9 protein-coding genes and 1 tRNA gene are annotated in these 11,134 nt (G+C 61.8%); 5 read left to right on the forward strand and 5 right to left on the reverse strand.

The genetic code is table 11. The annotated features are described in order from the left end of the window. Nucleotides 1-204 precede the first annotated feature (204 nt). The 3 genes from EOA49_RS26445 to EOA49_RS26455 all read right to left on the reverse strand — a co-directional run bounded on the left by EOA49_RS26445 (nucleotide 205) and on the right by EOA49_RS26455 (nucleotide 2,497). The gene (locus tag EOA49_RS26445) at nucleotides 205-1,194 is read right to left on the reverse strand and encodes a BMP family ABC transporter substrate-binding protein (protein ID WP_067325733.1); all 990 of its coding nucleotides are present in this window, start codon (nucleotides 1,192-1,194) and stop codon (nucleotides 205-207) included. A gap of 196 nt (nucleotides 1,195-1,390) precedes the next feature. Next, the gene (locus tag EOA49_RS26450; protein ID WP_067002648.1) at nucleotides 1,391-1,711 is read right to left on the reverse strand and encodes a hypothetical protein; all 321 of its coding nucleotides are present in this window, start codon (nucleotides 1,709-1,711) and stop codon (nucleotides 1,391-1,393) included. A gap of 84 nt (nucleotides 1,712-1,795) precedes the next feature. Then, nucleotides 1,796-2,497, reverse strand: a complete 702-nt coding sequence (locus EOA49_RS26455) for a hypothetical protein (protein WP_127239439.1) — start codon at nucleotides 2,495-2,497, stop codon at nucleotides 1,796-1,798. 403 nt (nucleotides 2,498-2,900) lie between these two features. On the opposite strand from EOA49_RS26455, the gene EOA49_RS26460 reads away from it, so the two are divergent. Further along, nucleotides 2,901-2,990 (forward strand) — tRNA-Ser (locus EOA49_RS26460). A gap of 144 nt (nucleotides 2,991-3,134) precedes the next feature. Here the strand turns inward: EOA49_RS26460 and EOA49_RS26465 are convergent. Then, on the reverse strand, nucleotides 3,135-3,929 hold the full coding sequence (locus EOA49_RS26465) for a DUF1194 domain-containing protein (RefSeq protein ID WP_127239440.1): 795 nt from the start codon (nucleotides 3,927-3,929) through the stop codon (nucleotides 3,135-3,137). 207 nt (nucleotides 3,930-4,136) lie between these two features. Between EOA49_RS26465 and EOA49_RS26470 the strand changes: the two genes are divergently transcribed. Together EOA49_RS26470 and EOA49_RS26475 are read left to right on the forward strand one after the other, a co-directional pair. Continuing rightward, nucleotides 4,137-6,944, forward strand: coding sequence for a winged helix-turn-helix domain-containing protein (locus tag EOA49_RS26470; protein ID WP_127239441.1), 2,808 nt, complete (start codon nucleotides 4,137-4,139; stop codon nucleotides 6,942-6,944). Beyond that, entirely contained in the window at nucleotides 6,944-8,974 is a 2,031-nt protein-coding gene (locus tag EOA49_RS26475; protein ID WP_127239442.1) for a WD40 repeat domain-containing protein, read from the forward strand. The genes EOA49_RS26470 and EOA49_RS26475 overlap by 1 nt, the downstream gene beginning before the upstream one ends. 334 nt (nucleotides 8,975-9,308) lie before the next feature. On the opposite strand, the gene EOA49_RS32830 is transcribed toward EOA49_RS26475, so the two are convergent. Continuing rightward, a complete protein-coding gene (locus EOA49_RS32830) occupies nucleotides 9,309-9,476 on the reverse strand; it encodes a hypothetical protein (protein WP_164746634.1) in 168 nt (55 codons plus the stop codon). 143 nt (nucleotides 9,477-9,619) lie between these two features. Here EOA49_RS32830 and EOA49_RS26480 point away from each other — a divergent pair, with 143 nt between their 5' ends. Together EOA49_RS26480 and EOA49_RS26485 are read left to right on the forward strand one after the other, a co-directional pair. Then, entirely contained in the window at nucleotides 9,620-10,099 is a 480-nt protein-coding gene (locus tag EOA49_RS26480) for an MgtC/SapB family protein (RefSeq protein ID WP_067319603.1), read from the forward strand. A 97-nt stretch (nucleotides 10,100-10,196) separates the two neighbouring features. Continuing rightward, the gene (locus EOA49_RS26485) at nucleotides 10,197-10,553 is read left to right on the forward strand and encodes a hypothetical protein (protein ID WP_127213981.1); all 357 of its coding nucleotides are present in this window, start codon (nucleotides 10,197-10,199) and stop codon (nucleotides 10,551-10,553) included. Nucleotides 10,554-11,134: the final 581 nt, after the last annotated feature.

Consider the following 11,134-nt stretch of genomic DNA (forward strand, 5'->3'; position numbering starts at 1 on the left):
CCTGCGATCACCCCGCGAAGTCCCGCCATATCCTCTGCGAGCGTCCGCCCGGTGCCTTCAAAGAAGGCGGCCAGGCGCAGCTTGGCGATCGTCTCGACATCGCGCTCCCTCATGGCTTCGATAATCGGTTGCATGATGCTGGTCCCAAAAACAAACCGCCGGGCAAAAAGCCCGGCGGTCTAAGAAGCCTCGTTCAGTTGCCGATCAATATGGGCAGTTGTTGTCGGTGGTGTAATCGTGCACCTGGACCTTGCCGGCGATAATGTCGGCCTTGGCCTTTTCGACCGCCGCCTTCATCTCGTCCGTCACCAGCGCCTTGTTGTTGTCGTCCATGGCGTAGTCGACACCGCCTTCCTTCAGGCCGAGATTTTCGACGCCGCCCTTGAAGGTCCCGTTCTTGCCGTCCATGAAAGCCGTGTAGACGGCAACGTCCACGCGCTTCAGCATCGAGGTCAGCACCTTGCCGGGCTGCAGGCCGTTCTGGTTGGAGTCGACGCCGATGCCGAGCTTGCCGGCATCCGCGGCCGCCTGCAGCACGCCGACGCCGGTGCCGCCGGCCGCGGCATAGACGACGTCCGCGCCCTGATCGATCTGGGTCTTGGCGATCTCGCCGCCCTTGGCGGGGTCGTTCCAGGCGGCCGGGGTATCGCCGGTCATGTTCTGGATGACCTCGGTGGCCCCGGCAGACTTGGCGCCGCCGACATAACCACATTCGAACTTGCGGATCAGCGGGATGTCCATGCCGCCGACGAAGCCGACCTTCTTCGACTTTGACGCCATCGCAGCCAGAATGCCGACGAGGTAGGAGCCTTCGTTCTCCTTGAACACCAGCGAGCGGACATTGGGCAGGTCGACGGCATCGTCGATGATGGCGAAGTTGAGGTCGGTATATTCGGCCGCGACCTTCTTCAGCGCATCTTCCCAGGCAAAGCCGGCCATCACGATCGGGTTGCGGCCGTCCTCGGCGAAGCGGCGCAGCGCCTGCTCGCGCTGCGAAGCGTTGGAGACTTCGAATTCGACATAAGCGACGCCGGTTTCCTTCTTGAATTTCTCGGCGCCGTTATAGGCAGCCTCGTTGAAGGATTTGTCGAACTTGCCGCCGAGATCGTAGAGGATGGCCGGCTGGACATCCGCGGCGAAGGCCGGGAGAACCATTGCGGTTGCGGCCAGGAGGCCGAGAACGATACGTTTCATGTGATCCACACCCTGTCGGTTATTTTCCGTTGCACCGCACACCCTGCCCGGTTCTCCGGCAGGCATGCGACGTCAGGCAGGAAGTGTATGCCCCTCCCGCTCGCGGCCAATCTGGCACGGCCCGAAACAAAATTCACGTGGAATTTTGACCTGTTGGAAAAAGCGTGAAGGCCGACCGTTTCGGGCGGAGTCCGCGTCAGTTGGTCGGGGCGAATTCGTGGCGCCGCCGGCGGTAGCCGAGGGCGTAGAGCAGGAACGCCAATACCGCGAACACGGCGAATCCCGGCTGGCCGAGCACCCAGGCGATGATCCCGTCCCAGACCAGCGGACTGGCCTTGGCGCGCACATAGGTCTCGAACGCGGCGCGCGTGTCGGGCGATACCGCCAGCCAGCTTGCGTTGAGCGGCGTCATGACCAGCGCCGACGCCGCGACAGAGCGCGTGGTGTCGATCACCGCCATGATGACAGAAATCGACAACGCAACCATGGCCGCCAGCCGAAAGATGAAACGCAGCATCCAACGCACTCCCCGGGAACACTCCCGTCTGCCCCGCCAAACGACATAGAGCGTGCACAACCGCCACGCAATCGCGATTTTGACTTAGGCCCTCCGCGCCGCTTTGCGCCGGTTGACGCGCCAGATGGCGAAAATCCCGCCGCCGACGGCTCCGATGATCAGGCCGCCCAAGCCGATGAAGACAGCAAAAAACCCGCAGGCGCCCTCGAAGCAGCTCATATGGGTGGCGTCGGCGATTAGCGACCCCGCGAAAAATCCGATGCAGGCGCCGATGGCGCCACCAAGAATGATGCCGAGCAACGCGGCGACGAGCGAGACCAGGAGCGGCGGGCGTACGGCCTCGGGATTGGCATACACCGTGTCGGCGCCGGCGCCGCGCCGCAGGAGGTAGATGCAGAGCAGGCCGATGGCGATCTCGGCCACCGTGAAGCCCAGCCCTTCGGCCGAGAAGACGAAATCGAGGACAAGAAGCGTGTAGGCCTGACGCACGACGAGCCAAAGGATGATGGCGACCTGCCAGATCGTATAGTGACGCGGGAAACGCGCCGACCGGTTGAAGGCGAGGCCGAGCAGGTAAAGCCCCCACAGAATGGTCACGACGCCGCCGGTCAGCCCGCCGTAGATCAGGAAGAGCACGCTTTCCGGCAGATTGAAGTCGCCGATCAGCCGCCAGCTCGAGATCAGGCCATAGGCCGAAAGCGCCATCACGATGATCAGCCACGCCACCGGGATGAAGGAGAGCCCGCTGTCGGGCCGGCCCGCGGGCTGCTGGTTGATCGATGCCATGTCAGGACGATGCCCCTCGCAAAGCCCAAGCAGTTCCGGGAACTGCGTCGTGGTTTTCCGTCCGGAAGTGCACAAAACAAACGCCTCAGGCAGTCGACAGGCGGCCAGAGCCGAAGTCAAGCGCGGGAAACTCCGCCGGCCGGCCTGTGCACAGCATTCGGCTGCATGGCAGGCCACCGAGGCAGCTTCCGTGTCATCCACGGCAAAAGCCACGGAATGACTTGGCATTCGCTTTCGGATCGACTAGATGAGCCCCGCGCCTGTTTTGCCTAGACGGCTAGAGGTGCCGGGAAAGGGTTGCCTGCCGGTTGAAGGCACCCCAAATTTAGGCCGAGAGGCCTTCCCGAGGGAGATGCATCTCCCCAACCCGCGCGGCGAAACCGGCCGACGCGACATGCAAGACGGAGAGGTGGCCGAGTGGTTGAAGGCGCACGCCTGGAAAGTGTGTTTACGGGAAACCGTAACGCGGGTTCGAATCCCGCTCTCTCCGCCATCAATTTTCCTAATACTATGATATTTTCAAGCTGTTAGCGAAGAGGGAAGACACCTCAAAGCCATCCGCAATTGGCTGTTAGGCAGGTGGCCGGAAAGACGTTTCGTGCGGCCCGCCCACAAGCCCTCATGCTATCGCCGCTCGTTATCGCCCTGGCAGCTGACCGATCAGGTTGCAATCGGTCGTGCTGTCTGAACGCGCCGTATAGGTGGCGTAGATCACCAGATCCGTGTTCATGGCGATTTCACGCACCAGCTTTCGACGGACTGCGGTGGCGAACATGGCGGGCTCTGTGACACCGATCGCAAACGCGTCTGGTCCGCCAATGACGCAGCGCTCGAAATAGGATTGCAGGTTGGAACGGCCATACCTCGCGAACCCGTCGGCCCCGCCAATCCGGGGCAGTGCGATAGGCAGCCCGTTGATCGTCACGCCTTCCGCGAGAAGAACCTGCCGGATGGGGTCAAGGAGTGCTCCCGCATTATTGGGTCCGTCGCCGGATATATCAACAACCCTGCGCGGGCTGCGCAAGCCACTATTCGCGAACAGATCATTCGCGGCAGACAATGCGCCGGAAATCGACGTTCCGCGGCCTTCAGTCAACGACAAAGCCGCGAGCCTGTCTGCCAAAGTGAGAGCGTCCTCGCGACTTTGGACGATTGTCCATGGCACGATGACGGTTTGCTGATTTGGCCCTGCCCACTCCAGATAGAGCACTGCAATTCTTCCACGCTCTCCCGACTTGACTGCCCCCGCAATGTCCGCGTGGCGGAAAGCATCGACGTAGCCGTCGCGCTGCACTCTTTGCTCAACTTTGCTCATCGACGGCGAAACGTCCACTGCAAGGATCAATTGCAGATCGACGTCGACCAGGCCGTCCTGGGAACGGTCGGTTGAGTGAGCCTGGGGCGCCTTGCCAAGAACAGGCTCATCAGGCACACGCCTGTGAGCCGGAGCACCGGCCTTGCGCCCACACTTCGAGCAATCTGCACTTCGTCGTCCATGGTGAGCCTCTCGCTGACGCTGCGATTGTCGGTCCGAGGCGTCTCGGGGTCACGAACGGCTTCCGATCATTTGCCGAAATCGGCGCTCCCCGCCCGATGTGAATGATGATGGCAAGCGCGAAACCGTGCTAGGATCGAAACATTGGACTGCGGCTTCGTGCTTGAGGGAAACGGCTTGAGTAGCTCGCCGCCCACGATGTTCGTGCTCAACGGCGTTACCGTCGACGTGAGCAGCGAGACCTTGCGCGACAAATCCAACAGCACAATCGCACTTCGTCACCAAACCTTCGCGGTGCTTCGTCACCTTCTGGAGAACGCTGATCGCGTGGTCACCAAGGACGAGCTGATGAGGGCGGTCTGGAACGGGATCGCGGTCACCGACGACAGCCTTGTGCAATGCATTCACGAGATCCGTGCGGCGCTCAATGACGGTCGGCAGGCTGTTGTGGAGACGGTGCCTCGGCGCGGTTACAGGCTGGTCCGTCCTTCAAGCGCCGGCCCAAGAATGGCCACTATCCTGGCAGCCGAACTGGCTGCTGACGGTCGGCCGCCAGGTGAGGCTGAGCGGGGCGCTGCTGTACCTATCGGGCCGTACAGGCAGATCGTCGATCGGCTGCTGGTGCAACATGCCGGTCGCGTGTTCTCGAGCGCCGAAGAGAGCGTGGTCGCCGAATTCGCAGGCCCTGTCGAGGCCTTGCGGTGTGCGAGCGACATCCAGCATGAGGTCGACAGACGGAATTGCCAAGTTCCCAAGACAAAGCGCCTGCGCTTCCGCATCGGGCTTCACCTCGGTTATGTCGTCGACGAGGGCGACCACCTCGGGGGCGAGGCGGTCGAGGTCGCAGCCCATGTTCAATCATTGTCACGACCGGGCGGGATTTGCATCACGGAAGCGGTTCATGCCCAGGCTCGAGACCGGCTCCCGGTGGAATTCATCGAGCTTGGCGAGCAGAAGCTGAAGGACGTCGCACGTGCCCTGCGCATCTACCGCGTACCTCTTGCTTCAGAGGAACCGGTCAGGTCGCCATTTCGCGGTCTCGATGCCTTCGAATTCGAAGATGCCGATCTCTTCTTCGGCAGAGCGCGGGCGATTGCTGCCTGCACTTCAAGACTGGAGCAGCAGGCAGCAAGCGGCACCGCATTCCTGCTAATCTACGGCATGAGCGGTTGCGGCAAGTCTTCCCTCCTGCGCGCTGGCCTGCTGCCGTCATTGATCCGGCCCGGAACCGTGGCGGGCATATCGTTGTGGCGCCGCTGCCTGATCCGCCTCTCCGAAGGACCGGATGCATTTGCTGTGCTGGCTGCGGCGCTGCTTAGCGAAGCTGCTGTGCCGGAACTGGCCTGCGAAGTAACAGCCGCGGAGCTCGCTCGGCTTTGCAGAAGCGCGCCGGATCAGGCGCTGGCGATGGTTCGCCAGGCACTTGGCAAAGCCGCTGGGTCGGCCCGCTCGCAGATCAGATTGGTTGTCGCCATCGATCAGCTGGAGGAGCTGTTCACGACGGAGAAGCAGCCGGCGCGCGAGGCTCTCGTGCGGCTCATGACGCTGCTCGCCGCGAGCGGACTGGCCTGGGTGATCGCGGCGATCCGTTCAGATTTTTTTCACCGTTGCGGCGAGGTCCCGGGGTTCTCGGCGCTCAAGGATGGCCTCTCCAGCTACGAACTCCTGCCGCCGACTGGCCCGGAGATGGGTCAGATCATCCGTGAGCCGGCGGGCGTTGCCGGACTCCGCTTTGAGGAGAATGCCGAGTTGGGGCGACTCGATGACGTGCTGCAGGAGGCAGCAGCTGCCGATCCCGGATCATTGCCGCTTCTGGAGTTTGTGCTCGACGCGTTGTACCAGGCCGGCCGCCAGCGCCGCGTTCTCACCTTTGCGGATTATCGCGCGCTCGGCGGGCTCGAAGGCGCAATCGCGCGCCGCGCCGATGAAGTCGTGGATTTACTGGCGCCCGAGATCCAGGAGGCCTTACCGACGGTACTGGGCGCCCTCACAACTGCAAGTCTGAGCGATGACACCGTGACGGCACGTCCGGCCCTGCTCACCGAAGTTGCAGGCACTCCCGCGCGATCGGCGCTGGTCAGGGCCCTGATCGACGCGCGGCTCCTCGTCAGCGACGAGGACGCCGCAGGGCGTGTCTTCGTGCGCGTTGCACATGAAGCACTGTTGAGGCGCTGGCCGCGCGCAAGTGACATTGTGAATGCAAACCGGAATTTTCTCGAGACGCGCGAACGCCTCAGGGCTGATGCCCACCGATGGCACCTGGAAAGCAGGAATCGAGAGCTTCTCCTTCCGTCCGGCAAACGTCTGGCGGAGGGCGAAGAACTAATGTTGTCGAGACGGGAGGAGATCGACGATTATGTCCTTGAGTACATCGAGGAGTCTTTGCGTGCCCATCGGCAGAAAGAGGAGAAGGACCGGCACGCAGCGCTAGCGCTGATCGAGGCCGCCGAAGAGGCAAAACACGAGCGCCTGGAGCGCGAAGCCGAGCGCCGGAGCCTGGCGGCGGCCGCAGCAAACCGGCTTTCGCGACGTACCCGCAACGCAGCGATTGTGGCGATAATGCTCGCTCTCATCGCGGGCGCAGGCGCGCTGGTCGCCTTCAGGGCGCAGGAGGAAGCGAGGTCGCAACGCGACCAGGCGATGCGCAATCAGTTCCTTTCGCTCTCGTTCCTTTCGGAGCAGTCCACCGCGGCAGGCAGCACCGAGGCTGCGATCCTCTTGGCGCTTGAAGCACTGCCCTCAAAAGACCAATCCGAGCGGCAATATCTGTTCGAGGCGGAGGCAGCCCTCTACAAGGCTCTGCTGGCGCACCACCAGATCAAAATCTTCCGGCATGGCGCCGGCGTGACGGATACGGCATTCAATCCGAGCGGCGATCGCATCGTCACCGCATCCTACGACAAGACTGCAGCCGTCTGGGACATCTCAGCGGTGCCGAAACTGCAGTTCTAATGGGTCATGAAGCGGCCTTGGAGAGGGCTGAATTCAGCCCGGACGGGAGCCGTATCCTGACGGCGGCGAGGGATGGCACTGCACGTCTCTGGGACGCTGTCTCGGGAGAGCAGCTCTTTATCATGCGCCCGGTAGGCAATTATCCGACGGCAATCTTCAGTCCGGATGGCACCCGGGTGCTGACGGCGGGGGAGAACAGCGATGCAACGCTCTGGGATGCTCGGACCGGAAAGAAAGTTCTAGGTGTAAAAAGCGACGCATATACGCGTGCTGTTTTCAGTTCAGACGGCCGCAGCTTCGCGACGGCAGGCAAGCATTTTGTTTCGATCTGGAATAGCGCAGACGGCGCGCTGACGCGGTCAATGCGAGTGACCTCCTGGCCCTACAGCCTGGCGTTCAGCCCGGACGGAAGCCGGATGCTGGCCGGCCCGTGGGGTTGGCATTCACACCGCGACACTTCCAGCCTTTTCGATTTGTCGAAAGGAACGGAGATCGCAAAGCTGGCCGGCAGCAAGAGCGACACGCAATTGAACGGCGTCATTTTCAGTCATGGGGGTCAGCGAATCGCCACGGTATCCATCGATGGCACTGCCCGAATTTGGGATGGAGCGTTGGGAACGCTGGATCATGTGCTAGGCCAAGAGGTTTCGGGGTTGAAGGCAGACATCGATACGGATGAACGCGATGTGGAGATGAACGGTGCTTTCACCCCGGACGACCGCTTCCTGGCGACCGCCTCGGTCAATGGGCCGATCCGCATCTGGGACGCTGAACGCGCCTCGTTGGTGACGACGATCGCCGGTCATGAATCCTTGGTCGAGCATATGGAATTCAGCCCGGTCGACAGCAACATTCTTCTCACTGCTTCACACGATGGCACCGCTCGGCTGTGGGATGTCGACGGCGCGCTGACGACTTCGCTCTCACATGAATATCGGCCGACTTTCGCGGTCTTCAGTCCCGACAATGTCCACCTTCTGACCGGCGGCGGCGACAGCGCGGCGCACCTGTGGGATATCGTGAGCGGGCGCGAGACAATCCGGCTCGATACACATGAGATCGTTCAAAGCGCGACGTTCAGCCCAGATGGAAGGCGCGTCGCGACGGCATCTCTTGGGGGGCAGGTCCGTGTTTGGGATGTGGCCACGGGACACGAGACCGCCCAGTTCCGATCACATCGCGGCCTGATCCAGATCCAGTTTGGTCGCGACGGCAAATCGCTTCTCTGCGCATCGATGAACGGCACCGCGCAGCTGTGGGACGCGGCGACCGGCACCGAGCTAGCCGCCATTAACACGAGCAGCAACCTACCGCAGGCCATTCTTAGCCCTGACGGAAATCTGATCCTCTCGGCCAGGGAAGACAATGCGGGCCACCTCTTGACGACGGGCGGAGCCGAGCTCAGGGTTCTTGTGGGGCATCAGGATCGCATCACGGCAGCGGCCTTCAGCCCGGACGGTCAACTCGTCGCCACGGGCTCACTCGACCACACGGCTCGCATTTGGTCGACCACGGACGGAGCAAACGTCAGAACGCTAGTGGGACACACAGGCGCGGTAACGGTCGTCGCCTTGAGCCCCGACGGTCAGTTGCTGCTGACCGGCTCGCGCGATGGAACCATCCGGATCTGGAGCGTCGCTGGCGGACTGGAAAGGGCCGTTCTAAGGGGCCACAGCGGCGCGGTGGACAGCGCCCAGTTCAGTCCCAACGGTTTGTATGTCGTGACCGCGTCCTCGAAGGATCGCACGGTCCGGCTCTGGGCGACGCAATCGGGACGCCAGATTGCCGTCCTTGGCAGCCACGACGAAGCAACCATTCTACTGGGCTTTACACGCGCAGCTTTCAGTTCCGACGGCACCCGCGTTGCAATTGTTTCGGGCGAAAAAGATGTCCGCATCCTTCGCGTCTTCCAAACGTCCCGGGACCTCATTGACTTCGCCCGGCGCACCGTCCCTCGCGAACTCACCGCTTGCGAGCGGCGAAGCTTCTTCCTTCCTGAAGACCCTGCAATTGGCACTTGTCCGGGCTGAGGTCGACAACGGGGTCAGAGCCCTTGTGATCAATCTGCGATGCCAGGCCGATACCGCAGCATCTTCTTCGTCCGCTGTGGGGGGTGCGTAGCAGCCATTCCGGGTCTGGGTTGGGCATTCTGATCGAATTTATAAGAAACTGGGATGGAGACGTGTCTGTACCTCAGACAGGTAGGCTTGCCGGTCGCCATCCAAGGCAACCGTGAAGCAAACAGCGCAACTTATTTAGATGCGAACTCGAAAGACGCTCTCTTCGCCAGCACTCTAGCGGTCGGGGTGGCGGCAAGCCGCATCGTGGGCGGCTCAGATTGCGCGCTCTGGGGTGTGGATCGGCCTATGGTTCGTCCTTGTCGATCCCGATGCTCTCGCCCTCGCCATGCACCTGGTTCCGGTCCCAATCGTTGGTCTTGTCAGGCGTTTTCGCGGCAGCTTTTTGGTTTTCCCGTTCCTTGTCCTTGCGGGGCTTAGGACCCGGCAGATCGCGCGATGATTTGGGTTCCATTGAGGTGTGTCCCTGTCAGTCGAACAGAACCCAACGTGGGCTGAGCTCGAATGTTCCGGCGCTTTGCCGGCGATATGCATTGCAGGGACATCCCGGCGTCCTGCGGAAGGAACCGGGCAGCCCACAGATACGTTCTGGCGCTCATGGATGAGCTTGTTGAACGTTTCGGGCAGCAAACCTGGCTGCCATTTTCCGTAATTTCAGCCAGGCTTTTGCTGGCTGCGGTTCTTGGCTCACTCGTCGGCATGGAGCGCGAATGGCGTAACCGGCCGGCCGGGCTGAGGACGCATATCCTGATCTGTCTAGCAACCGCCTTGATCGCCATCCTGGCCATCGAAATCACCCATCTCCCCGTCTTCGATGGCCAGGAGATAGCCATTGACCCCATCCGCCTGATTGAAGCCACAACTGCCGGCGTCGCATTCCTGGCTGCGGGGCTAATATTCTTCTCCAAAGGGGAGGTTCAGGGGCTGACGACCGGCGCGGGAATGTGGCTGGCCGGTGCCATTGGATTGGCAGTGGGTCTCGGGTTCTGGCAGATCGCAATTCTTGGCACAGTCTTGGCGCTGATCGTGCTAGGGCTTTTGCAGCTGGTGCAGGTTGCCCCAAAGGACGAGCAATAGTCGGAGCATTTGGAGGCAGGGCGTCCAGTCCCTGCGCTTGTCGGCGTTACAGTGTTTTGCTGAATTGCAGATTCCGATCGTCTCGGCCGGCGCACTCATGGCAGATCATGACCTGTCACCAGATCAAGTGCAGACACCCATGGTCCGGCCCGACAAGGCAGGAATCCTCCTAGCCATTTTCGGCTCTGCGCAGCAGCCGCGACAAGTGCTGCCGATGCATCGCCTGCATGTCTTCAAGCAGCTGGAGGGAGCGCAGGGCGTCATCGGTCGGCAATCCCTGATCGCTGAGGTCGGCAACCAACTCGTGCTGACGGCGAAGGTGCCGCTCGCCTTCGTGAACATGCCGCCTGGCCATTTCGATATCATCGTCGATTGCCATTTACCGGAACGTCGCTGGTGTCGTCACGTTCCTCGGGTGGGCTGTCCAAGATTGGAACTGACTGCGCGGCCATGACTTGTTATGGGAGCGGTCGTTTACCGTTGGGACGTAGCCGTCTCGGCAGCACAAAGCCCGTCGCTTACGCTCATTAGCTGCGACGGGCTTTTCAAGTCTTAGAAAATGTTAATGTCGGTCGCCGCAAGCGCGGCGCATAATGGAACTCTGCCCCGCTGCGCGGGGTAAGGGCCCGGCCTGTATGTCAAGCCCCCAACCCCGCCCGGCAGGCCGGGCTACTTTGATCCACAAAAGCGAACTTTTGCACCGTCCGGTCCGCCGCGTGGCGAGAACGGCGGCCTGCGGCACGTGAAGGCAGCCGAACATCGTCAGCGTCTGGCGAGACAACGGATCGGCGAGCAACGCGAATGCACGGCGGAACCAATAGGCAAGGGCGCGGTTGGGGCAGATGGTCGCCTATAACGAAACAACTGATCCCGCGCTTACCGGTGCACGCGGTCGAGGCCGGATTTTGGTAAGCGATGTCCCGACGGCACCTTTCGGTGATCGGCGTGAAGGACGATGTTCGGAGCCTTTGAGGGCTTCGACACATGACGATTTCAGAGCTTACGCTTAAATCCAGCGATCACGAGCCCGCGCGC

This window comes from Mesorhizobium sp. M1A.F.Ca.IN.020.04.1.1, assembly GCF_003997315.1.
In the GTDB taxonomy this organism is placed as follows: domain Bacteria; phylum Pseudomonadota; class Alphaproteobacteria; order Rhizobiales; family Rhizobiaceae; genus Mesorhizobium.

Coding starts and splice junctions, on each gene's coding strand:
- EOA49_RS26445 (WP_067325733.1), bottom strand. CDS start 1,194: ATGAAACGTATCGTTCTCGGCCTCCTGGCCGCAACCGCAATGGTTCTC.
- EOA49_RS26450 (WP_067002648.1), bottom strand. CDS start 1,711: ATGCTGCGTTTCATCTTTCGGCTGGCGGCCATGGTTGCGTTGTCGATT.
- EOA49_RS26455 (WP_127239439.1), bottom strand. CDS start 2,497: ATGGCATCGATCAACCAGCAGCCCGCGGGCCGGCCCGACAGCGGGCTC.
- EOA49_RS26475 (WP_127239442.1), top strand. CDS start 6,944: ATGGGTCATGAAGCGGCCTTGGAGAGGGCTGAATTCAGCCCGGACGGG.
- EOA49_RS32830 (WP_164746634.1), bottom strand. CDS start 9,476: ATGGAACCCAAATCATCGCGCGATCTGCCGGGTCCTAAGCCCCGCAAG.
- EOA49_RS26480 (WP_067319603.1), top strand. CDS start 9,620: ATGGATGAGCTTGTTGAACGTTTCGGGCAGCAAACCTGGCTGCCATTT.
- EOA49_RS26485 (WP_127213981.1), top strand. CDS start 10,197: ATGGCAGATCATGACCTGTCACCAGATCAAGTGCAGACACCCATGGTC.